The organism is Paenibacillus sp. Y5S-9 (assembly GCF_036894235.1).
Taxonomy (GTDB): domain Bacteria; phylum Bacillota; class Bacilli; order Paenibacillales; family Paenibacillaceae; genus Paenibacillus.
The window spans coordinates 4,526,967-4,550,772 of sequence record NZ_CP145887.1 but is presented as its reverse complement, the minus strand read 5'-3'; the positions used below and the strand labels follow the sequence as shown (position 1 = coordinate 4,550,772).

Annotated in this window: 16 protein-coding genes; 15 read left to right on the top strand and 1 reads right to left on the bottom strand. The window is 45.8% G+C overall.

The window, feature by feature from the left end; translation table 11 throughout:
- Nucleotides 1-178: 178 nt before the first annotated feature.
- The 5 genes from V6669_RS20055 (at nucleotide 179) to V6669_RS20035 (ending at nucleotide 4,544) form a co-directional block, all read left to right on the top strand.
- Nucleotides 179-1,147 (top strand): sugar phosphate isomerase/epimerase, encoded by a 969-nt coding sequence (locus tag V6669_RS20055; RefSeq protein WP_091028762.1) that lies wholly within the window; start codon nucleotides 179-181, stop codon nucleotides 1,145-1,147.
- A 24-nt stretch (nucleotides 1,148-1,171) separates the two neighbouring features.
- A complete protein-coding gene (locus tag V6669_RS20050) occupies nucleotides 1,172-1,900 on the top strand; it encodes a trehalose utilization protein ThuA (protein WP_017687549.1) in 729 nt (242 codons plus the stop codon).
- Nucleotides 1,901-2,414: 514 nt separating this feature from the next.
- Nucleotides 2,415-2,711: a helix-turn-helix domain-containing protein gene (locus V6669_RS20045; RefSeq protein ID WP_076333333.1), complete on the top strand. Its 297-nt coding sequence runs from the start codon at nucleotides 2,415-2,417 to the stop codon at nucleotides 2,709-2,711.
- A 190-nt stretch (nucleotides 2,712-2,901) separates the two neighbouring features.
- On the top strand, nucleotides 2,902-3,633 hold the full coding sequence (locus V6669_RS20040) for a hypothetical protein (protein WP_338587790.1): 732 nt from the start codon (nucleotides 2,902-2,904) through the stop codon (nucleotides 3,631-3,633).
- Between the two features lie 197 nt (nucleotides 3,634-3,830).
- Entirely contained in the window at nucleotides 3,831-4,544 is a 714-nt protein-coding gene (locus V6669_RS20035; protein WP_017687552.1) for a hypothetical protein, read from the top strand.
- A 91-nt stretch (nucleotides 4,545-4,635) separates the two neighbouring features.
- On the opposite strand, the gene V6669_RS20030 is transcribed toward V6669_RS20035, so the two are convergent.
- On the bottom strand, nucleotides 4,636-5,352 hold the full coding sequence (locus V6669_RS20030; protein ID WP_076333276.1) for a Crp/Fnr family transcriptional regulator: 717 nt from the start codon (nucleotides 5,350-5,352) through the stop codon (nucleotides 4,636-4,638).
- 430 nt (nucleotides 5,353-5,782) lie between these two features.
- Between V6669_RS20030 and adhE the strand changes: the two genes are divergently transcribed.
- From adhE to V6669_RS19980, 10 genes are all read left to right on the top strand, one after another.
- Nucleotides 5,783-8,395 carry a bifunctional acetaldehyde-CoA/alcohol dehydrogenase gene (adhE, locus tag V6669_RS20025; protein WP_074095716.1) on the top strand — a complete coding sequence of 871 codons (2,613 nt, stop codon included), beginning with the start codon at nucleotides 5,783-5,785 and terminating at the stop codon, nucleotides 8,393-8,395.
- Between the two features lie 942 nt (nucleotides 8,396-9,337).
- Nucleotides 9,338-11,596 (top strand): formate C-acetyltransferase, encoded by a 2,259-nt coding sequence (gene pflB / locus V6669_RS20020; RefSeq protein ID WP_307416851.1) that lies wholly within the window; start codon nucleotides 9,338-9,340, stop codon nucleotides 11,594-11,596.
- A gap of 85 nt (nucleotides 11,597-11,681) precedes the next feature.
- Entirely contained in the window at nucleotides 11,682-12,434 is a 753-nt protein-coding gene (pflA, locus tag V6669_RS20015) for a pyruvate formate-lyase-activating protein (protein WP_338587784.1), read from the top strand.
- Nucleotides 12,435-12,880: 446 nt separating this feature from the next.
- Nucleotides 12,881-14,248 carry an extracellular solute-binding protein gene (locus V6669_RS20010; protein ID WP_338587782.1) on the top strand — a complete coding sequence of 456 codons (1,368 nt, stop codon included), beginning with the start codon at nucleotides 12,881-12,883 and terminating at the stop codon, nucleotides 14,246-14,248.
- Between the two features lie 51 nt (nucleotides 14,249-14,299).
- Entirely contained in the window at nucleotides 14,300-15,184 is an 885-nt protein-coding gene (locus V6669_RS20005) for a sugar ABC transporter permease (RefSeq protein ID WP_036614432.1), read from the top strand.
- Nucleotides 15,184-16,014 carry a carbohydrate ABC transporter permease gene (locus tag V6669_RS20000; RefSeq protein ID WP_036614430.1) on the top strand — a complete coding sequence of 277 codons (831 nt, stop codon included), beginning with the start codon at nucleotides 15,184-15,186 and terminating at the stop codon, nucleotides 16,012-16,014. Before V6669_RS20005 ends, V6669_RS20000 begins: the two co-directional genes overlap by 1 nt.
- Before the next feature lie 32 nt (nucleotides 16,015-16,046).
- On the top strand, nucleotides 16,047-17,882 hold the full coding sequence (locus V6669_RS19995) for a sensor histidine kinase (RefSeq protein WP_338587778.1): 1,836 nt from the start codon (nucleotides 16,047-16,049) through the stop codon (nucleotides 17,880-17,882).
- Nucleotides 17,879-19,510 (top strand): response regulator, encoded by a 1,632-nt coding sequence (locus V6669_RS19990; protein WP_338587776.1) that lies wholly within the window; start codon nucleotides 17,879-17,881, stop codon nucleotides 19,508-19,510. The genes V6669_RS19995 and V6669_RS19990 overlap by 4 nt, the downstream gene beginning before the upstream one ends.
- A gap of 28 nt (nucleotides 19,511-19,538) precedes the next feature.
- On the top strand, nucleotides 19,539-21,185 hold the full coding sequence (nagZ, locus tag V6669_RS19985) for a beta-N-acetylhexosaminidase (RefSeq protein ID WP_338587775.1): 1,647 nt from the start codon (nucleotides 19,539-19,541) through the stop codon (nucleotides 21,183-21,185).
- Nucleotides 21,186-21,459: 274 nt separating this feature from the next.
- The gene (locus V6669_RS19980; protein WP_338587773.1) at nucleotides 21,460-23,712 is read left to right on the top strand and encodes a stalk domain-containing protein; all 2,253 of its coding nucleotides are present in this window, start codon (nucleotides 21,460-21,462) and stop codon (nucleotides 23,710-23,712) included.
- Nucleotides 23,713-23,806: the final 94 nt, after the last annotated feature.

Here is a 23,806-nt window from a genome sequence, read left to right as displayed (position 1 = left end):
TTGATGCTCTTGCGAGTGAAGCAGAATAACCAGTATTCTTACGTTCAATTTCAGGATAGAAACACTCTCGATTTTCCACACTAATCAAACAGGCATGTAGTCTGAACGGTAATTGTATACAGTTCAATATTCATGAATTCAGCAATCATACGATATCTAATCCAGGGAGGAATCGCACTTGAAACTCGGCGTATTTTTGGTACTATTCGGAGGACGTAAATTGGAGGATGCTCTTGATTATGTAGCATCCAAGGGATTAAAAGCAGTAGAGATCGGAACAGGCGGACATCCAGGCAATGCACATTGTAAGCCAGATGAGTTGTTAAGTAATCCTACAGCATTGAAAAACTTCAAAAATGCAGTGGAATCACGTGGTTTGACGATCAGTGCACTGAGCTGTCACGGTAACCCGCTACATCCGCAAAAGGATATTGCCAAAGGATTCCACGATGATTTTGTTAAAACGGTAGAACTGGCTGAAAAGCTGGAAGTACCTGTAGTGAATACATTCTCAGGTTGTCCGGGAGATCATGAGGATGCCAAATATCCGAACTGGCCTGTTGCACCATGGCCAAATGACTTCCAGGAGATCCTGAAGTGGCAGTGGGAGAACAAAGTTATCCCTTACTGGACAGAGTGGGGTAAATTTGCAGCAGATCGTAACGTAAAAGTTGGATTGGAGCTGCACGGCGGATTCTCCGTTCATACTCCAGCAACCCTGCTGAGACTGCGTGAAGCAGCAGGTGAAGTGATCGGAGCCAATCTGGACCCAAGTCACATGTGGTGGCAAGGTATTGATCCGGTTCAGGCCATTCACATCTTGGGACGTGAAGGAGCCATCCATCACTTCCATGCAAAAGATACAACGATTGATCCGGTAAACGTGAACAAACACGGTGTAACGGATATGCAGGACTATACCAATATGCTGGATCGGGCTTGGCAGTTCCGCTCGGTTGGTTATGGACATGATAACAAGACTTGGGCAGATATTATAAGTGCCTTGCGTCTGGTCGGATATGATTATGTAGTAAGTATTGAGCACGAAGACGGTCTGATGTCGGTTGAAGAAGGATTCTCTAAAGCCGTGCAAAATCTCCAGCAAGTATTGATCGAAGAACCGCTGGGCGATATGTGGTGGGTTTAGAGCTACACTAGGGGGAAATTGAATATGATCAACGTCACCATTTGGAATGAATTTGTCCATGAGAAAATTCACGATGAAGTAAGGGAAGTCTACCCGGATGGTCTGCATCGAGCACTGGCTGACGGACTTGGCGGCGAAGGCTTTGCTATTCGTACAGCTACACTGGATCAGCCTGAACACGGATTAAGTGATGAAGTGCTGAATTCCACAGATGTGCTCATATGGTGGGGACATATGGCACATGATCGCGTAAGCGATGAGATCTCACAGAAGGTTGCGCAGCGAGTGCTGAACGGGATGGGAATGATTGTGCTCCATTCAGGTCACTTCTCCAAACCATTCAAAGCACTGATGGGAACCAGCTGCGATCTGAAATGGCGTGTAGCTGACGAGCAGGAAATTGTATGGTGTGTTAACCCATCTCATCCGATTGCGGATGGCATCGAGGGCAAGATTGTATTGGAAAAAGAAGAGATGTACGGTGAATTCTTCGATATTCCAGTACCGGATGAACTGGTGTTTGTAAGTAACTTCCAGGGTGGGGAAGTATTCCGGAGCGGATGTACGTTCCGGCGTGGTGAAGGTAAAATCTTTTATTTCCGACCAGGTCATGAGACGTATCCGACCTATTACAAACCGGAAATATTAAGAGTGATCAGCAACGCTGTGAAATGGGCATATCCTGCCCGCAGCTTTAAGCCGGAATTTGGCAAGAGCGAACCTGTAAGACCATTTGGTGGCGTGCTGGTCTAATTCACTAATTGCTTCGTGAAAGATATATATAATTTCAATTAACCTTTACACAATAACGGAGAGGGCAGAAATAACTTGAAGAAGCGGAGTGTGCGCCTTTATCCGCGGATTTTCCCTTTAGAAAGGAATCAAAAAAATCTGGGGATAACAGCGATCGGAAAGTTGTTCTGACGTCGTAGTGGTAGTGTAAATATTCTTTAGGTGAAATTATACGAATAATGTATACGAAGGAACCCTTCTCCGAGTCATTGATGACTGTGGCAGCTGGGTTCTTTTTGGGTAAGATAGTACTATGGGGAAGTTATACGATATTTCCCATGGTTACGACGCAGCGTGTAATGTATACTGGGATGTATGATCCATTTTGGATGTTATGCTTCTAAAATTTAAACTTTTTAGTTGCAGGCGTTTTCTTTGAAGCTTAAATATGTTATTATGAAATATACTAACAAAATGTAAGTTGATTTGAGTGATCTCTAAAGAGGTGATTAATGTGGAAGGTCAAGACTTGCGGATGTGTCCGCGTTTTGAGACGGCGTTTTCTTTTTTGGGCAAGCGCTGGAATGGTTTAATTATTCAAACATTGATGAGTGGTTCGAAGCGATTCAAGGATATCTCCAATCTGATCCCATCCATGAGTGATAAGATGTTATCCGAACGGATGAAAGATCTGGAGAGTGAAGGTATTCTGGTTCGTCACGTCTATCCCGAGACGCCGGTTCGTATTGAATATGAACTGACGGATAAAGGTAGAGCGCTCCAGCCTGTCATGAATCAAATTCAAGACTGGGCTGAGAAGTGGGTTGACTAACGTGTAAGCATCACCCACTTTCGTTGATGAATGACATAGACTCCTGATTTCCGTGGAAATCAGGGGTTTTTGTCTTAAGTATAACGTGGATCGGCGTTTTTCTCTTGGGCTATGCACATGTTGTCATGAGTTGTAGTATAATCTATAGAAAATGGCCACAGACGGCCGGAGCGAAGGAGGCCCACTTGTCATGAGAGAAGAAAGCTTATCCCGTGAAGTACGCTACGGCAAAAAAGATATTGCAGAACTTGAGAGCGCATCCATTCAGGTACATCTGATTTACAAAAAAGCTGCGGAGTTGTTTAAGCGCACAGCATATTCCCGTTCGGGTAAGGATGATCTTGCCGAAGTGAATACGCATTCTGTGAACAGCGATGGTCCGAGATTAGCTCCGGCGGTGCTGCAAAAATGGATTCAAACGTCCAGGGGCTGGAAGTGTATCGGATGTGAGCTGGGACAACCTGATTCAACGACTTCTCAGATGGAGGAAACCATCCATGGTAAGCGATTGGTTCTGGATGTGGGAGAAGGTCGGTTGGTTCAGGCAGAAATGCTGATTCAGGCGGTTGTCTGGTCTCAATATGAGAAGATTCGAATGTTTGCACCATGGCTTGGTGATGAACCCTTTTATAGCGTGCAGGAACTGGATGTCATTGCCCGTTATATTGTGCCTACCTATTTCTCCGAACGGCCTTTGCATGAGCAAGGTAAGGTATTCAAGGTCCATCAACAATATGGGCAGATTCCGTTGTATCAGGAGTATGTAGACGCACCTTCATGTTGCGTGCAGGTGGACGGTGGATTGCTTGAAGGGCGATTGCTGACGGGGGTATACGTATCTGAGGAGCAGTTCTTCGGGCTTAATCCATATCTGAAAGATGGCGATGGAGGACGGACATATATGCAGGCTAGTGTCCAGTGATAACGTAACCAATTCGAACATAAAATTGAATTAGATTGGAGAGCCTGTGTGCAGGCTCTCTTTCTTGTACAAGCCCTATTTGGAGGGGACACCCTATAAAAGTAACGGCTTTGACACTTTTTTTTGCCGAAAGTTGTGCCATAATAGAGGTTATGGACAACAGGGTGAATGATTTTACGCAGGGTGGTGTTACCTACATGATGAAGAAAATCCCCGGTTACATAGGTGTATGTTTGCTCCTACTGGCGATCTTGGCTGGTTGTAGTGAGACACAGCCTTCTGAGCAGCCAATTGTCAAGGAGACAGAAACAGCGAATACGATCACAGTGGCTGTAGATGGCAGTACATTTTTGCCTGATGCAACAAAGTCCATTAAGCGAGATTTTAGTGAGGGTTTGACACTCAAAAAAGCATTACTCAATAGCGGACTGGTAGATTTTACGGCAGATGGCAAACGGATTCAATCCGTCGGAGAAGTTTCTCTGGATTCTTCGCTTAGCTGGGCTGTCAAATTAAATGGCAAGGATATTGAACAGGAAGATTGGGACATGGAGCTTCATGCCAAAGATGAAGTAATCATTTACGTGAAAGCCGCTGACAGTGGGGGAGATGGCGTTGCATATCAGACAACGTTACTCAAGGTTAGCGGTGGAAACATTATGCCAACCCTTAATCGTCAATATGCCGGCGTCTACGTTCAAGAGTGCACAGTTCGCGATGTGTTGAAGTCCAGCGGCATTGTAAGAATGTCTGAGAATAACAAATTTGTCGTTTCGGTCGAGAATGTCACGCCTCGTATGAATGAGCGGTGGGTCATTATGGTGAATGACAAAGAATTAATGGAAAATGGTCTGGACATGAAATTGAATCCACGTGATGCGGTGAAACTTGAATTGACCAATGCATCCTAAGCATACCAAGAAGCCCAATCTCTTTTTAGAGAACTGGGCTTTTTTTCATTCATTAAATATATAAGCAATATCCGATTAGCATAGTCAAATATTAAATACGACAGATCTCGTTCGGGCAAAGTTCACAGTGACAGATCCCTTGCAGCATCTTCAGATCTTTGATAACAATCATGCCATTGTCGTATTCAATCGCATCTTTCTTACGCAGGTCGCTTAACATGCGGTTTACACTTTCACGAGTGGCTCCAATCATATTGGACAGATCCGTGTGGGTAATTTTTTTGTGAATAATGACATGCTCTCCATGAGGCTCACCATACGAATTCGACAACCGAATGAGGGTGGAGCAGAGTGCACCCGGTTTACCGTATAACATGAGATCCCGGAATTTGGTCTGTGTCAACCGGTGGTGGATGCCCATCCATTTCATAAAGTCGATCGCGAAGTCACAATGCTGGCAGATTAACATCTCCAGGTCTTTATGCTCCAGTACACCGATCTCACTGTCCTCTAATACTTCCGCTGAGAAGCTGTGTTTAGAGCCAAAGAAGGGATCAGCCTGCCCAATCATATCACCGGATTGATACATGTACATGATCAGTTCCTTGCCTTCATCCGTGGATTTGGTGATCTGGGCACGACCCCGTTTCATATAATAAAGTTTGTCAGAGATGTCGCCTTCCCAGTACAGATGTGTACCTTCCGGATAGGTTCTATCTTTCATGGTAACCAGCAGATGGTTGAAATTTGCTTCCGAGAAACAGTTGGTATTACCGCGCTTTTCCAGTACAGTGGTTAGTTCTCTCATAAGTCTATCTCCCCTTTATGTCCATCGGACGACCTTCTGTAATAAGCAGTAGCCTCCGAGGTTCGCCGCAAACCGTTGCCGTCCTGATCAGGGTCATCTCGGCCGGGAGGAAGGACGGTACAAATTGCGGTGGTTCAATTTTTAAGTTCAGTATATACCTAATCTTACCGTTTGAGGGGGAAGGAAAGGAGGCAAAAATGACGAAATTTCAAACATTGTGATTAAATTCACTTTTAATGGAGACGATGAATTTTACAGCCCTATATTTTAAATAGGAAGTGAAAATGGTCGTATGAAGGACACTACAAAACTTAAATTAAATTTGTTATACTTTGTGAAAAAAATCACATAATTAAGTTTATTGTCATGTTACGATGTGAATGTAAACGAGAGAGACAAACTAATACGAACCTTTAGGAGGATGAGGGAGATGGCTGTAAAGAACGAAGTCGCCCCAGCAAAAGAACCGACAGCAGGTCAGTATATTCAAACGTTAATCGACAAAGCGAATAAAGCACACGCCGCATTCATGAAGATGGACCAAAAGCAGATTGACCGGATTGTGCAAGCAATGGCGCTTGCGGGTCTGGATAAACACATGATGCTCGCCAAGATGGCCGTAGAAGAAACAGGCCGCGGAGTGTATGAGGATAAAATCACCAAAAATATATTTGCAACAGAATATGTGTACCACAGCATCAAGTATGACAAAACCGTAGGTGTGATTGAAGATAACGAATATGAGAGCTTCCAGAAAATTGCGGAGCCGGTCGGCATCATCATGGGTATTACACCAGTAACCAATCCAACATCAACAACGATGTTTAAAGCACTGATCTCCATCAAGACGCGTAACCCAATCATCTTTGGTTTCCACCCATCTGCACAGAATTGTAGCCGGGAAGCTGCCAAAATCCTGCTGGAAGCGGCTGTGAAACATGGTGCACCAGCAGATTGTATTCAGTGGATTGATGATCCTTCCATGGATCGTACAAACGAACTGATGAATCACAATGATGTGGCTCTCATTCTGGCAACAGGCGGATCAGGCATGGTACGTGCAGCGTATAGCTGTGGTAAACCTGCACTGGGCGTAGGACCGGGTAACGTTCCTTGCTTTATCGAGAAAAGCGCGGATATCAATCAGGCAGTAACGGATTTGATTCTGTCCAAGTCTTTCGACAACGGCATGATCTGTGCTTCTGAACAAGCGGTGATCATTGAAGAACCGATCTTTGATCAAGTGAAGAAAAAAATGATTGCAAATGGCTGTTACTTTGTTAACAAAGATGAAGCAGCAAAATTGACAGCAGGTGCGATTAATGCCGAGAAATGTGCGGTGAACCCGGCGATTGTTGGTCAATCTGCGGTGAGCATTGCGAAATTGTGCGGTATTGAAGTTCCAGCAGGCACCAAAATTCTCGTGGCCGAGATTGAAGGGGTAGGTACAAAATTCCCATTGTCGGCTGAGAAATTAAGCCCGGTACTGGCTTGTTACAAAGTTAAAACGGCAGCAGAGGGCATTGAACGTGCAGCAGAAGTGGTTGCTTTTGGCGGCATGGGTCACTCTTCGGTTATCCACTCCACAAATGAAGAAGTGATCGGCAAATTCGCAGATCGTCTGCAAACTGGACGGATTATTGTGAACTCACCATCCACACACGGTGCCATCGGGGATATCTACAACACAAACATGCCGTCATTGACACTGGGATGCGGATCATACGGACGTAACTCGACTTCTTCCAACGTAACCGCTGTGAACTTAATCAATGTGAAAAGGGTGGCTCGTCGTACCGTGAATATGCAATGGTTCAAAGTGCCGAACAAAGTCTACTTCGAAAAAGGGGCAACGCAGTATCTTGCCAAAATGCCTGATATCACACGTGTGGCGATTATTACGGATGCCATGATGGTGAAACTTGGATATGTTGAAAAGGTAGAACACTATCTGCGTCAACGCCAAATGCCAGTAGCGATCGAAGTTTTCTCCGATGTTGAGCCAGATCCATCGACAACAACGGTAGATCGCGGAACCGAAATGATGCGCCGCTTCCAACCGGACTGCATTATCGCACTCGGCGGTGGATCACCGATGGATGCTGCGAAAGCCATGTGGTTGTTCTATGAATACCCGGACACGGACTTCAACGATCTGAAACAGAAATTCATGGATATCCGCAAACGGATCTACAAATATCCACGTCTCGGCGTAAAAGCGAAATTTGTAGCGATCCCAACCACATCCGGTACAGGTTCTGAAGTGACATCGTTCGCGGTTATCACAGATAAAAATCAAGGTAACACCAAATATCCATTGGCCGACTATGAGCTGACACCAGACGTAGCAATTGTCGATCCAGAATTCGTATACTCCCTGCCTAGAACAGCCGTTGCAGATACAGGTATGGACGTACTGACTCACGCAATTGAAGCTTATGTATCTGTTATGGCGAATGATTACACGGATGGACTTGCGATCAAAGCAATCCAACTGGTGTTCCAATACCTGGAGCAATCTGCACTGCAAGGTGACAAACTGGCACGTGAGAAAATGCATAATGCTTCCACGATTGCAGGTATGGCTTTTGCCAACGCATTCCTGGGTATTAACCACAGCTTGGCGCACAAATGGGGCGGTCAGTATCACACCGCACACGGACGCACCAATGCGATCCTGATGCCGCACGTCATTCGTTACAACGCAAAAAAACCGACCAAATTCGCATCGTTCCCGAAATATTCGCACTTTGTAGCGGATGAACGGTATGCCGAGATTGCCCGGATTCTGGGATTGCCTGCACGTACGACAGAAGAAGGCGTAACCAGTCTCATCAATGCGATTCGCAAACTGAACAAAACATTGGGCATTGAAGAATCGTTCCAGGAAATCGGATTTGATGCCAAAGACTTTGAAGCACATGTGGATTATCTGGCAGACCGTGCCTTCGAAGACCAATGTACAACCGCCAATCCGAAGTTACCGTTGGTAACTGAACTGGCTGATGTATACCGCAACGCTTTCTACGGAAAGTTTGAATAATAAATTTAGAACGAAGCGTGCCTTACGGCAAGAAGATCAGGGTTCCCCGAGAGGGGAGCCCCGATTGCCGTCTTTCACGCCATAACGAGAGGGAAGAAAAATAGGAGAGCAAAGCACCTGTTTTTCAGGAGTATTTTAAAATTTGGTTTACTCCGAGCATAGAGGAGCGAAAGGGTTCTAGAGAGGTTACACGGAATCCGTGATGTGGCTGTTTGAGCCAGATGTTCACACAATAACGGAGTGGGCAGAAAAACAGAAGAGCGAAGCATCTGTTTTTCAGGAGTATTTTAAAATTTGGTTTACTCCGAGCATAGAGGAGCAAAAGGGTTCTAGAGAGGTTACATGGAATCCGTGACGTGGCTGTTTGAGCCAGATGTTCACACAATAACGGAGAGGGCAGAAAAACAGAAGAGCGAAGCATCTGTTTTTCAGGATTTATTCTAAGATATGATTTGCTCCGAGCATAGAGGAGCAAAAGGGTTCTAAAGAGGTGGCACGGAATTCGTGATGTGGCCGTTTGAGCCAGATGTTCACACAATAACGGAGAGGGCAGAAAAAACTGAAGAAGCGGAGCGTTCGCCTTTATCCCCGGATTTTCCCCTTTGAAAAATAAAATTGAAAAAATCCGGGGATAACAGCGATCGGAAGTTGTTCTGCCCGCGCAGTGGCTAAGTGTGAATTCACCGGGTTCAATGGGACAAAGCGCAGGTGGAGTGAGTTAGTTCACTGACTTTGTGACAAAAATCACAGATGATGAAAGCCCCAAGTCGTATACTGAAAATGTAAGAAAAACATTCATCCCGCGGTTCCGGTTCCCAAGTAGAGAGAACATGTTCCGGTTTATGTGAAACAATTCACATTAATCGCGGCTCTGGGCACACAATGCTACGAATGAAGCAAGATGTTATGTGTCCAGAAATCCAAATTAGTGGAGGGATTAAGATGTCGGTGATTGAAAAAGATGTCAAACAACAAACAGGCTGGAGAAACTTTACCAAAGGAACATGGACCAAATCCGTAGATGTGAATGATTTTCTGGCACACAACTTGTCTCCGTATTACGGTGATGAAGCATTTCTCGCAGGTGCAACCCAGAATACCAAGGAATTGTGGGAGATCGTATCTGATCTGACCAAAAAAGAACGGGATAACGGCGGTGTCCTTGACGTTGATGTGAACACACCAGCGACTATTGTTTCTCACCAACCCGGTTATCTGGATCAATCCAAAGAACAGATTGTCGGCGTTCAGACCGATGCTCCGTTCAAACGTTCCATTCAACCAACAGGCGGAATCCGGATGATGATTGATGCATGTGAAGCATACGGCTTCGAATTGCCTCAAGGCGTCATTGATATATTTACGAACATTCGCAAAACTCATAACCAAGGTGTATTCGATGCTTATACTTCCGATATGCGTGCAGCGCGTAAAGCAGGGATTATTACAGGTCTTCCAGATGCGTATGGCCGTGGCCGGATCATCGGTGACTATCGTCGTGTAGCTTTGTACGGGGTAGACTTCCTGATTCGTAACAAAAAAGGTGAACTGAATGCACTCGAAGTTGATGTCATTGATGAAGATGTCATTCGTCTGCGGGAAGAATTGTCTGAACAGATTCGTGCATTGCAAGAATTGAAGCAATTGGGCGATATGCACGGGTTCGATATTTCCTTACCAGCGACAACAGCAAAAGAAGCATTCCAATGGTTGTACTTCGGTTATCTCGCTGCGATCAAAGAACAGAACGGTGCTGCGATGTCCCTGGGACGTGTATCTTCTTTCCTGGATATCTACATTGAACGTGACCTGCAAGAAGGCATTCTGTCCGAAGAACAGGCTCAGGAATTGGTTGACCATTTCGTAATGAAACTTCGGATTGTCAAATTCCTGCGTACACCGGATTACAACGAACTGTTCAGTGGAGATCCAACATGGGTGACGGAGTCCATCGGTGGTATGTCCGTGAATGGTGAAACACGCGTAACCAAAAACAGCTTCCGTTTCCTGCATACACTGCACAACCTGGGACCTGCACCAGAACCGAACCTGACTGTACTATGGTCCACGAAACTTCCAGAAGCTTTCAAAGATTATTGCAGTAAAGTATCCATTGAAACAAGTTCAATTCAGTATGAAAATGATGATCTGATGCGTCCAATCTACGGTGACGATTACGGTATTGCTTGCTGTGTATCGGCGATGAAGATCGGGAAACAAATGCAATTCTTCGGCGCTCGTGCCAACCTGGCAAAAGCTCTCCTGTATGCGATCAACGGTGGTCGTGATGAGAAATCCGGAGCACAAGTTGGACCTGAGTATCCTGCCATCACTAGCGAAGTACTGGATTACAATGAGGTTATGAAACGTTTCAAACCAATGATGGAGTGGCTGGCGAAGCTGTATATGAACACCCTCAACGTCATTCACTACATGCACGACAAATACAGCTATGAGCGTATCGAGATGGCATTGCATGACCGTGACATTGTACGTACGATGGCTTGTGGTATCGCTGGTCTCTCGGTTACAGCAGATTCACTGAGTGCAATCAAATATGCCAAAGTAAAACCAATTCGTAACGAACAAGGCATCGCAGTTGATTTCGAAATCGAAGGAGACTTCCCTTGTTACGGTAACAATGAAGACAGCGTAGACAGCATTGCTGTTGAACTGGTCGAGAACTTCATGGGTATGATTCGCAAGCATAAAGCTTACCGTAACGCAGTGCCAACACAATCCGTTCTGACGATCACTTCCAACGTGGTATATGGTAAGAAAACAGGGACTACACCGGATGGTCGTAAAGCAGGTGAACCATTTGCTCCAGGTGCGAACCCAATGCATGGTCGTGATAAAAAAGGTGCACTGGCATCCCTTGGCTCTGTAGCCAAATTGCCATATGAACACAGTCTTGATGGTATTTCCAATACCTTCTCCATCGTGCCAAAAGCATTGGGTAAAGAGGAGACTACACGTAAATCCAATCTGACTGCGATGATGGATGGTTACTTCGGTCAAAACGCTCATCACCTGAACGTCAACGTATTTGATCGTCAGCAATTGATTGATGCGATGGATCACCCGGAAAACTATCCGCAACTGACTGTACGGGTATCCGGATATGCGGTTAACTTCATTAAACTGACTCGTGAACAACAGTTGGATGTCATCAACCGTACGTTCCATGGCTCGATGTAATTTGCAAGTAGAAGACCGCTAGAGCAAGGCATTCCAAATCATATTAAACGCACAGCGGATGCGGATACAGAAAGGAAGAGGCAGCATGGTTAACGGACATATTCATTCACTCGAAACTTTCGGGACGGTTGACGGCCCAGGCATCCGCTTTGTGCTTTTTATGCAAGGATGTCTACTCAAATGTCAGTATTGCCACAACCCTGATACTTGGGCGCTGGATGGTGGTAAAGAAATGACGCTTGAGGAGGTATTGGCTGAAATTGAGCCTTATCTGTCCTACTATCGCAGCTCCGGAGGCGGGCTGACGATATCTGGCGGTGAACCAACGTTACAGGCCCACTTTGTAGCCGAGATCTTCAAGGAAGTGAAGCGGCGCTGGGGAATGCATACAACACTTGATAGCAACGGATTTAACGAACCGGAACGGATTCACGATCTGTTGGACCACACAGACCTGGTTCTGCTGGACCTCAAACATATTGATGACGAGAAACATATCAAGCTGACAGGCAAATCCAACGAGAGAACGTTGAAAACGGCCAAGTGGTTATCGGAGCAAGGTCGGAAAATGTGGATACGCCACGTGTATGTGCCTGGCATTCATAACGAGGAAGAGGATCTGCTTAACCTCGGACGGTTTATTGGAACATTAAATGGCGTCGAGAAGTTCGAAATTCTTCCATACCATCAGATGGGGATTTACAAATGGGAGGCGCTCGGCAAAGTATATCCACTGGATGGAGTTCCTTCACCAACTGAAGAAGAAGTGGAGCGGGCGTATCGCCTGATCGAACAAGGTCGCCAGGAAACGGCTGGCGTGGCTTGTTCCGGTAATTAACTACCTTTATATGCAGGATGTATATAATTTGAACTAACTATTTACACGAGAACGAAGAGGACAGAAATAAGCTGAAGAAGCGGAGCGTTTGCCTAAAAGCTTTCTAAAAGAAAGCTACATCGGAAGCATATGCTATCCCCAGATTTTCACCTTTGTAAAAGTGGCTTAAAAAAATCGGGGGATAACAGCGATCAGAAGGTTGTTCTGTCATCGGAGTGGCAAGTGTAAATATTCTTGAGTTCAACGTTATACCAACCAAGCAGTCCTTGCGAACATACTTCGCAGGGGCTTTTTTTTGCTGATATCCATTGTAAATGCAAGATTATGGGTCCAGTGAAGGATTTTATCCCTCCATTGATGAATTGTCATCCTTACGATGTAAGCTCCGGCTTTTTATAATCAGAGTGTAAAGCCAAATGCTCAATATCTTGAGGAGGGTCAACCAGATGAAAAAAGGAATGACATTACTGCTTTCATTATTGCTTATCACTTCATGGACTTTGGCGGGATGTGCAAGCTCAAGTAACGAGCCACAGCAAGGCGCAGGCAATACACCTGTGGAGGAGACAAGTAAGGAACCGGTTGAGATGCTTCTCCGTCACACGCAGGTGGGAGCCGACAAACAGAAAAGACTGGCCATTCTCCAGGATGTAGTGGACAAAGTTGAAGGTGAGATACCCAATCTGACCTTTACGCTGGATGGCGTCGAATCTGATGTGAATCGTAAGGAAAAGCTTCGCGGAGAGATGGCGGCAGGTAACCCGCCGGATATATTTGAACTGTTCGGTAGCCCGGATTCCAAAGTTTATGCCAAGGAAGGTATGCTGCTTGATCTGACTCCGATCTTGCAAGAGCTGGGCATTCAGGACCAGTTTACATCGCTTGAACCGTTTACGTATGAAGGCAAAGTATATGGACTGCCGATTGGCGGTTCGGGCGAAGGTTTTTTCTATAATAAAGAGTACTTTGAACAAAAAGGATGGAAAGCTCCAACCACCATGGCTGAACTGGACAATATACTGGCCGAGATCAAGGCCGATGGCAAAGTGCCGCTTGCTTCCGCATCCAAGGCGGGCTGGGTGCCGCTTATGTTAACCAACCATCTGTGGTCCCGTTATGCCGGGCCGGAGATTACCGCAAAGTTTGCAACAGGTGAAGCGAAGTGGACCGACCCGGGTGTGGTCCAAGGATTTGCCAAACATAAGGAATGGGTGGATAAAGGTTATTTCAAAAAAGGTGAACTGGGCTTTGAGTATGCCGAATATACCACGCAATTTACAAGCGGCGAAGCAATATTAATGTATGACGGAACATGGAAATCATCTGTATTCAAAGAAGGTCAGAGCGGTGAATCGCTCATTGGCAAGGTTGGATTCTTCAATATGCCTCCGGTAGAGAACGGCGCAGGAGATCAGACGTCTTTGATGCGGGATGTGAACAATGGATACGGATTCTCGGCAGCAGTGGCGGATGACCCGCAGAAGCTGGAAGCAGTGAAAGCTTTTATCAAAAATTTCTACAATGAAGATATGCAGGTCCGTGGTCTTGTGGAAGACGGTGTGTTGCCTGCGATGAAGTTGGATGAGAAAGTGCTGACCGACAGTATTACCGATGATCTGATGAAAGAAATTGTGGCCGTGCTTAATGCGTCCAAGACGTCGTTCCCGGCATTTGATGCACTCGTTCAGGCTGATGTGACGACAGAGATCAGCAATCTGCAAATCCAGAAGTTGATTGGTGGGCAGACCACGCCAGAGAAAATGGCAGAAGAGCTGCAAAAGGTGCAGGAGGAAGCAAACGCTTCCGTGGAATAATTCAATCCAAGTTGAAACTGCGATCGTTGAAGTGACTGAAGGAGGCTGACCATGAATACTTCACTCCGCAGCCCGTTAATCTATACGTTATTTGTAATGCCAGCCCTAATTCTGTTTGTGATGTTCTTCTTATATCCTATTGGCAGCTCCCTGTACTACAGTCTGACGAGTTGGAATGGGGTATCGGCTGAGCCACGTTTTGTGGGTTTATCCAACTATGTGAAGGCACTGACCGATGAACGGTTTTGGATTTCCACACGGAATAACGGCTTTTTCATCGGATTTTCGGTACTGATTCAGGTACCTCTGATCGTCCTGTTTTCGCTTCTGATTGCCAATGTGAAAAGACTGAAAGGTCTGTATAAAACAGCTGTTTTTTTACCATCCATTATGTCGACAGCCGTTATCGGTATCTTGTGGGGGTTCATCTATGAACCCAATATCGGACTATTAAACAAAATACTTCATGTGCTGGGCATCGATCCAATCTACTGGTTATCGGATAACCGATTTGCCATGTTGTCCATTTTGGTGACCAATGCCTGGCAGTGGACGGGATTTTACATTGTCATGGTGCTGGCGGCCATACTGGCGATTCCCCGTGATCTGGATGAAGCGGCTGCAATCGATGGGGCAACAGCGGTACAACGTGCAATGCGAATTACGTTGCCGCTGATCCGGCCGATCATTTCAGTAGTGATCATGTTGTCCATCGCAGGTGCCATGAAAGCAGCCGACATCGTGATTGTCATGACCAAAGGTGGGCCCGCCGGGTCCACCGAGGTTCTGGCCACATACATGATCAAATACGCGATTACCAACTTCAAATATGGCTATGGCAATACCATTGCAGTGTTGATCTTTGCTCTGACGCTTGTGCTCACTGCGGTGTATCAACTGCTGGTGGCGAGGCGGAGCGAGAAGGTGGAATATTGATGCCGAAAAGCATAAAAAGTAGTATACCTCATGTGTTGTTAATGTTGTACTTGATCGCGATTTTGTTTCCCTTTTTATTTGTAATTTTTTCTTCATTTAAGCAGGATAACAATGAAATCGCCCTGAATCCATTCGGTCTGCCTACAACATGGGAGTTTAACAATTACGTGGAGGCCTGGGTGAATGCCAAGATTGGCACGTATTTCTGGAACAGCCTGTACATTTCGGTTCTATCATCGGCGTGTACGATTGTGCTCGGTGCCATGTTTGCTTTTGCCGTAACCCGGATGAGACACCGGAGATGGAGCCTGTTTCTGTACAGCCTGATTCTGGCGGGTATGCTTATTCCCAACAATGCCCTCATGTTGCCGATCTATCTGCTTGTACGCAAAATGGGCATATTGGATACCCATCTGGCATTGATCGTGCCCTATGTGGCCAATGCGATCCCTTTTACCATTATTATACTGGCGGCTTTTATGCGTTCTCTGCCTGGAGAAATTGAGGAAGCGGCGGTCATGGACGGCTTGAGGGCCCCGGGTATCTTTGCTAAAATAGTGATACCTCTTACGGTTCCGGCTATTGTTACCGTTTTTATCGTTAATTTCCTCGGCAACTGGAACGAATTTTTGCTCGCCAACTATTTCTTATCCACCGATAAATTGCGTACGCTGCCAGTGGGCATGGTCCAGTTTCGGGATCAATATCAGATGAACTATGCCCAGATGTCGGCAGGTATTGTATACAGCGTTGTACCTGTACTTGTGATCTACGCTATACTCCAGGAGAAAATTATAGAAGGAGTAACTGCAGGTGGTGTCAAAGGTTAATACCATGAACCAGTGAATAGGGAGAACGGGATATGAACTTGCGAATGAAGCTGGCCTTGGCATTTCTGCTGCTGATCATTGTACCGATGTGTGCGCTGGGCATTGGCATGTTTCTGGTCACATCACATACGATTGAGAAAAAATACAATCAACAGGCCGAATATGCGCTTCAGGCCATCAGTTACAATATCGAGAATGTATTTCAGCAGATTAATAATGTTACCGACAACGGGATAGCTACATCGGTTTTTCAAATGGCGCTGAACGCCAAAGATCCGACCAAGCAGGATCTGGGAACCGGTAATCAGTTATCCCTGAATGCCAGCCAGCGCAATTTCCGTTCCCTTCTATATAATTATCCGTTCATCAGTTATGCCTTTTTATATGATTTGCGTTCGTCCGAGAACAACCAGATTGTCTCCATTTTCACCAAAGAGAACTTTCAAGCCCTTCCTTTTCAGCAATTCAAAGTGCATCCCTTATTCAACGAAATTCAGCAACTTAATGGCGTGCCCAAATGGCTCGCACCTTTGGAATATCCCGAATTAACCGGGGTAGAACCTGTCTTCACCCAGATCAGACTGGTCAAAGAACTCAGTTATTTTCAAAATATCGGCGTGCTTGTTGTTCAGATCAAAAAAGGAGAGATTGACCGGATCTTTCGTCACCTGCAGATCAGCGATTCGGCACAGGATACATCTTTCCTGTTAATTAATGAAGAAGGCCTGATCGTCTATGATCCTGCTGGTATTTATAACGGTGAGAACATGCAAAATCTTGGTGCTGAATCTGACAGGTACGGTCCCGGTTTTAGCAGTGTCAGAACGGTCTTTGACGGCAAGGAAAGTATCATTTCGCAATATCATCTGAAGAACTATAACTGGAGCCTCGTCAGTGTGACTTCATGGGAAGCCTTATCTGCGGAAACCAATGCCTTTGCAGGTTGGTCTGTCATCATTATTCTGTTATGCCTGCTCGCAGCAATGATCTTTAATCTTTTTTTCATGAATCGCATTACGGGTAACATTGCTGTACTTGTAAGGTTTATGCGTCGTGTGGATGATGGTGATTTTAATGCGAGGGTGGAAGGAAAAGGATTCGATGAGATGCAGCTGCTTGCGCAAGGGTTCAATGAGCTATTGGATCGTATTGGGGGATTATTCCGTCGTGTTCGGGCAGAGCAAGAGCAGAAGGCCCAAGCGGAACTGCGTGTACTACAGGCCCAGATCAAACCTCATTTTCTGTTTAACACATTGGAATCCATTAATGGATTAGCGCTGCGTGGGGAGGGCCGCAAAGTAAGCGAGATGGTAACCCGACTTGGCAATATGCTTCGTATCAGCATTCAGGATCAGGAGGAGATTCCGCTGGGTGAGGAAATAAGGCATTTGCAGAGTTATCTGGAGATTCAACAGTACAGGTTCAGTGATTTGTTCACCTATGAGATTGACATTCCACCCCATCTATACAGCTCAATTCTGCTTAAGCTTACCCTCCAGCCTCTGGTGGAAAATAGTATTCAACATGGGTTTGAGGGGATCACCTATGCAGGTGTACTGCGGATAAGCGCATATGCAGAACGGGATCATCTGGTGTTATGTGTTGAGGATAATGGGATCGGTATTCCCCAGGAAATGCTCGCACGATTTGAGTATATGGCAGAAGATCCGCCGGAAGATATGCTCGCGGAAGGGGCGGAATCATTATCGTCCATAACGGAACGCAGGGGATTGGGATTACGAAGTGTGGCAGATCGAATTCGTATTCAATACGGTGCCGGGTATGGCATATTTATATGTTCAGCACCGGGGTATGGCACAGTTATTCGATGCATCATTCCATTATATGAGCAGGAGGAAGCCGGATGAATCTGACTGCAATGTTGGTTGACGATGAGCTGCCGATTCTGGAGAATCTGAACTACATTTTACCCTGGGAAGAGATGGGGATTGAAATCACAGGTACAGCGAGAAGTGGTGTAGAAGCGCTGGGGAAAGTAACAGAAAGTCATCCGGACATTCTCTTGTGCGATATTCGGATGCCGTCTATGGATGGATTGGAACTTATTCGATTGCTGCGAGAGCAGGGTGAAACGTGTGAAATTATTTTGCTGACCGGTTATCAGCAGTTTGAATATGCTCGAACCGCTATTAAATATAACGTACATGAATACATATGTAAGCCAATTGATTATTTGAATCTGGAACATAAACTGCGTGAACTTGCCGGACAGATCCAGAAGAGACGTCAGGAAAACGAATCGCAACGTTATCGCAGCCAAGAGATGGAAAGCTGGATCAGACACAAACAGTTGATTGACCTGTTACGAGGAGAAGCACCGTTGAAGGTTGCCTATCCTGCTTCTGTTCCTGAATTTATAACAACTGCTGCACCGTATACGTTGCTGCTGGTGGATGCGGTCGGTTATTTTCGCCATTCGATCGGTTGGTCCGAGCTTCAGCACCAACGATGGCATGAGACCGTAATTTCCAGACTTAGGGAAGTGGCAGAGAGAATTACGGTGGATTGTCAGATTCTTTCGACTCGCAAAGGTGAGTGGTGCATCCTGCTGGAGGCATCGGGGGAGTGGAAACGTCGCTCAGAGGAACTCGCCCATCAACTGTGTCTCGAATTAAATGCGATATTATCCCTGGATTCAAGTGTGAAGGTCAGGGTTGTTCAGGATATTGTGCCGGTGAACCTGGAAAGTCAAATTCTGGATCGATACCGGCATTGTCAAAAAATATTGATGTCCCATGCGGAGAGTGAAGACAAGGTGCTGAAGGCGAGTTGTCCCGAAACCGCCTTATCGTATGATCATACGGCCTCCAAAGGGGCTAACTCATGGATTACAAGAGAAGATCTGGAGCTTGTTACTCGGTGGATTCGTCAAGGGAACAAGCAGGGGTTACGTGATGTATTGGATCGGCTTAAACAGCAAATGGGGAATTCAGGACAATCCTTCAGCAGGGTAGATGAAACCAATCTTCGGTTTATGCTTGTGCACATGCTTCGTGAACTGCGTGAAGTACAGGCCATCGCTGAAGAGCACGAAGTGAATTTTTGGAATGCACTGCAAGGGGCCGTATCCATGAGGGAACTCCTTGAACTTGCAGAGGTTGTTATCCATGCCTGTCAGGGCAAACAAACGCAGCCACGTCCTTCTGTATCGGAACTGATCCTGTCTGCATGTGAGTATATGGATGCACGGCTGCAACAGGACTTGGGAATAGATGAAGTCTCAGATTGGCTCGGAATCAGCCCGGGTTACTTTTGCCAGCTGTTTAAAACCCAAATGGGTGTTACTTTTGTGGAATACATGACGCAGAAACGGATGGAAAGTGCAGCTTTATTGTTGAGTACAACCGAATGGAGCATTACAGCGATTGGGGAAGCAACAGGTTTCAAGGAGCGCCGTTACTTCTCCAAGGTGTTTCATAAACACTTCCACATGAAACCCTCCGAGTACAGACAGAGTAAACAATCGGGTTCGTAGTAGCAAGGGAAACGGGAGGAGAGGTCGAATGAAACTCTTAAATGATCTGACATTGGAGCAAAAGGTAGGCCAATTGTTGATGTGTGGATTTCACGGTCAGCACGCAGATGAACAGATTACTCGCTTAATCCGTGACTATCACGTCGGGGGTGTCATTTATTTCCGGCGGAATGTCGAAAGTATAGATCAATTGACACGGCTGTCCGCCGAACTGCAAGATATGGCTGCTGAAGCGGGGGCCTTACCACTCATGATTTCGGTGGACCAGGAAGGTGGCATGGTTGCACGGATTGACCAAGAGGGAATGACCCAAGTGCCGGGTAATATGGCACTTGGTGCAACAGGAAATCCGGAATATACCCTGGAGTGTGCCCAAATTCTGGGGCGTGAGTTAAAAAGCATCGGTATTGATATGAACCTTGCGCCAGTGGTCGACGTGAATAACAACCCGCTTAACCCGGTTATCGGTGTGCGTTCGTATGGTGAACATGCTGAAAGTGTGGCCGCTCATGGCGTAGCAGCCATCACCGGATATCAATCACAGGGCATAGCTGCTACTGCCAAACATTTTCCGGGGCACGGAGATACCGCCGTAGATTCTCATCTTGGTATGGTTACGGTACCTCATGATCGAAACAGGCTGGAACAGATGGAGTTGTTGCCGTTCCGCAAGGCGATTGATGCTGGAGTTGATGCTATTATGACAGCTCATGTGATGTTCCCTTCGATTGAGCCCGAGCCCATTCCGGCAACGTTGTCACATAAGGTGTTAACGGGTCTGTTACGTGAGGAAATGGGTTTTGAAGGCATAATTATTACAGACTGTCTTGAAATGCATGCGATATCCAAGCCATATGGGGTAGCTGAAGCTGCCGTTCGTGCTGTGGAAGCAGGAGCAGATCTGATTCTGGTGAGTCATACCTTGCAAGATCAGGTTGCTGCGCTGGAAGGCATATACGAAGCAGTTCGAACGGGGCGCATTTCGGAAGAGGTTATTCATCAGGCGGTTGAAAGCATTATGACATGGAAAAGAAAGCGCTGTGGGCAGCAGAATGATCATCTTGTTTCGCCGAAAGCGAGTGAAACGGTCGAAGCAATCGATGTCGAACCTGTTGATTGCACTGAATCTACTAAACCCAGTGATTCAAGTAAACGAAACGAATCGATGCTGTTCACGGTTGCTTCAAGCAGTATTACGATTGTTCATAATGAAGGGCTGCTACCGTTGGACCCTGAGAAGGACGTGTATGTCATCTGGCCTGAGGTGGTACAACGGACAGAGGTGGATGAACCATGGTCTCATACAGAATCACTTGGTATGGCGCTTTCGCAGTTGCGAGGCAGAGTTCGTGAACACAACATAACAACTCAGCCTACTCAGGATGAAGCAGATCGGATATTGGCGGAAGTGTCGGAGAGTGAGCAAGTGATCGTATGTACGTACACGTCGGCTGGACATCTTCCGAAAGGGCAACAGTATTTGGTTGAAAAGCTTAGTGAGAATCATACCCTGATTGTAATTGCTCTGCGCAATCCATATGATCTGCTGGAGATTTCGAGGCCGGGTAGTTATGTGTGTACGTATGAGAATACACCTGCAGTTGTTCGGGCCCTGTCCCAAGTGTTAACAGGTGGACTGCAGCCAACTGGAAGTCTGCCTGTCCGTTTGCGCTAGGCCTATCAATCCTTAAATCTCTCTGCGATATGGTGCTGATTGACCATCTCCTGGAGAGATTTTTTTATTGGGATTTTCTATTGGTTAATTTTGGGATATGGATGTTAAAAAGATAATTGATAGATAACTATTTTCATAGTATTTTCCTTCTATTAAAAGTTTACAATTCTCATCTTAACTTTTTAGCAACTTTTCCCGGTTCCAAGCGTCTAATAATATGACTTTTTGAGGGGGATATTTATAAAATGGGAGCAGAAGGAGCCAAAGACAAAGAATGAATTTGAAGAAGAAATTGTCCATACTTACCGCTTTTGCTGTGTTTCAGGCGTTTGCAGTCATTCCTGCCAATGCACAATCAGCAGATCAGAGCGATACTACATCAGTGAATACAGCCAAAGTTAAATCCGTGGAGGTTGTGAAGAAAGAACAAACCATCGCGGAATCCGAAGTGAAATCCGGAACAAACACTCCAACATCAAATAATGAAACAACTGAAGAAGTGAACCCCGAGACAGATGTTCCTACAGGAACAGACGCGACTCCTGTTGAGCCGGTAATTGAACCTACGGACGAAGAAGGTACAGCTGAGGAAACACCTGCACCTGCACCAGTCGAAGTGGAGCAACCATCTACAGGCGGTTCATCTGTTGCTGGAGGCGGGGGTGGGGACCTCACTCTTTATATGAACAGTAATAAAATGATGCAAGACGGCAAAACGTATCTTGCTGGACAGCCGATGGCTGTTAAAAATGGTGTATCCTATGTAGCGATCCGTGCTCTCGTTGATCGGGTTGGCTACGATGTCAAATATGATAACACAACTAAAGAAACGATCATTATTAGTGGTGAAGATGAGTTGCGTTTCAAAACAAACAGCAAGATCTATACCGTTAATGGTGTGTCCAGAACGATGAAGGGCGCGGCTTATCAACAAAAAAATACGTTCATGGTGCCGTTGACTTCAATTACCCAATCTTTGGACATTACGTATAAAGTAAATCAATCTGCCAAAACGGTTGTATTGAATCTGAGTACCAAACCGGTGGCAAGTTTCACGGTACAAAAAGAGGTTTTTGCCGGAGAGCAGGTAACCTACACAACTAAATCCAGCTCTCCCAAGGGACTCAGCATTGTAGATGAGCGTTGGACAGGCCGTCAGGATTCATTCGACCAACCAGGTGTATACACAGTAACCTATGCGGTCCAGGATTCAAGTGGTCAATGGAGTGATCCGTATTCGGTTACGATTAAGGTTGAAAGACCAAATCTGCCACCTGTCGCGATGTTTACGACAGATAAAGAAGAATACAAAATGGGTGAGAAAATCACTTATATTGATCAAAGCACAGATGATGAGAACGCAATTGTTAAAACCGAATGGGATAACAATGCACTTGCATTCTTTGTTCCAGGACCGAAGACCGTAACGATTACAGTTACCGATAAACATGGTGCTAGCAATAGCTACACTAAGATGATCAATATTACGGGCGAAACGCTTTATAGTTTGACTGACTTCAATCAATTGTTCACACCAGTCGGTGAGAAGTTCACTTTTGACGGTGGTGGAGTACCGGCATTGGAGAAAGTACCTTTCACTTATTATGATGAACCAAGTCTGCTGATCCGCAGTAACAGCCCGGAAACCGTGAATACAGAAGGCATTGTGTACAAGGAATCTTCCTTCGGACAGACACGCTTCATGATTCACCATGTGAACAACACGGGCAAAAACGTGAAAATGTATGTTGTAGCGACAAACAACAATGCATACACGGCGTCCATTGACCAGCAAAACATGGGTTTTGCAGGACCGTCTCCTTTTGCAACGGTAGCTGGAAAGTTGTCGATTGACCGTTGGTTCCAATCCATGCAGAATGGTACCGGACAAAAGAAAGTTTACATCCAGCCAGGAGAAAGCAAGCTGATTCTCAATGATCTGAGCGTTCTTCCGATGAAACAGGGACAGGTCATTTCCTTGTATTCGGATGTATTCAGTGACTATGAACTGGATTACAACATTATTATGATTGAAGAAAACAAGGACCCGATGGAAGTGTTGTCGAGTCTGCCAGTTCTGGATCGTGATGGTGTTCACAACCGTGGTACCTATCCAAATGCAACACGGATCATTACGTATGATCAAGAAGTAGGATCGAAGCCTGCACGTCTGCCACTTGGAGACAATGCAAGTGATCCAAACCTTGTGGGAACGGACCCTATGGCTTACACGGAAGCTTCCAACGCAGGTAACTTCGGTGTATTGTACAAAATTACATTGAATAATGTTGCTCCGCGCACATTGATTTCATTCAACCCTCGTGGAGGCAGATATTCAGGTGTGGCACTCGTGAATGGACAGGTCGTTCAGATTTCCACAGGTAAATCTGTAACTGCACCTAATGAGCAAAGCGTAATGTATCGCACAGGTTCGTACGGCGAGAGTGTAACCATTCTCTTCTCGGCGGCACCAGGAAGTAACTTGCCTGTTAACCTGCTGTTCACGCCGCTTCCGGCTGAAAAGTAATAACATGAACATGCACGGACGGTTTGGAGTGAAAGCTTATATCATATATACCCGTTCACCCCAAAAGTCGCCCGAACGATTGATCATCTGAACC

Excerpts from the sequence above, each read along its gene's own strand:
- V6669_RS20040 (WP_338587790.1), top strand. The coding sequence starts at position 2,902 with ATGAGAGAAGAAAGCTTATCCCGTGAAGTACGCTACGGCAAAAAAGAT.
- V6669_RS20030 (WP_076333276.1), bottom strand. The coding sequence starts at position 5,352 with ATGAGAGAACTAACCACTGTACTGGAAAAGCGCGGTAATACCAACTGT.
- pflB (WP_307416851.1), top strand. The coding sequence starts at position 9,338 with ATGTCGGTGATTGAAAAAGATGTCAAACAACAAACAGGCTGGAGAAAC.
- V6669_RS20050 (WP_017687549.1), top strand. The coding sequence starts at position 1,172 with ATGATCAACGTCACCATTTGGAATGAATTTGTCCATGAGAAAATTCAC.
- V6669_RS19995 (WP_338587778.1), top strand. The coding sequence starts at position 16,047 with ATGAACTTGCGAATGAAGCTGGCCTTGGCATTTCTGCTGCTGATCATT.
- V6669_RS19980 (WP_338587773.1), top strand. The coding sequence starts at position 21,460 with ATGAATTTGAAGAAGAAATTGTCCATACTTACCGCTTTTGCTGTGTTT.
- V6669_RS20010 (WP_338587782.1), top strand. The coding sequence starts at position 12,881 with ATGAAAAAAGGAATGACATTACTGCTTTCATTATTGCTTATCACTTCA.
- pflA (WP_338587784.1), top strand. The coding sequence starts at position 11,682 with ATGGTTAACGGACATATTCATTCACTCGAAACTTTCGGGACGGTTGAC.
- V6669_RS20045 (WP_076333333.1), top strand. The coding sequence starts at position 2,415 with ATGTGTCCGCGTTTTGAGACGGCGTTTTCTTTTTTGGGCAAGCGCTGG.
- adhE (WP_074095716.1), top strand. The coding sequence starts at position 5,783 with ATGGCTGTAAAGAACGAAGTCGCCCCAGCAAAAGAACCGACAGCAGGT.
- nagZ (WP_338587775.1), top strand. The coding sequence starts at position 19,539 with ATGAAACTCTTAAATGATCTGACATTGGAGCAAAAGGTAGGCCAATTG.
- V6669_RS19990 (WP_338587776.1), top strand. The coding sequence starts at position 17,879 with ATGAATCTGACTGCAATGTTGGTTGACGATGAGCTGCCGATTCTGGAG.
- V6669_RS20005 (WP_036614432.1), top strand. The coding sequence starts at position 14,300 with ATGAATACTTCACTCCGCAGCCCGTTAATCTATACGTTATTTGTAATG.
- V6669_RS20035 (WP_017687552.1), top strand. The coding sequence starts at position 3,831 with ATGATGAAGAAAATCCCCGGTTACATAGGTGTATGTTTGCTCCTACTG.
- V6669_RS20000 (WP_036614430.1), top strand. The coding sequence starts at position 15,184 with ATGCCGAAAAGCATAAAAAGTAGTATACCTCATGTGTTGTTAATGTTG.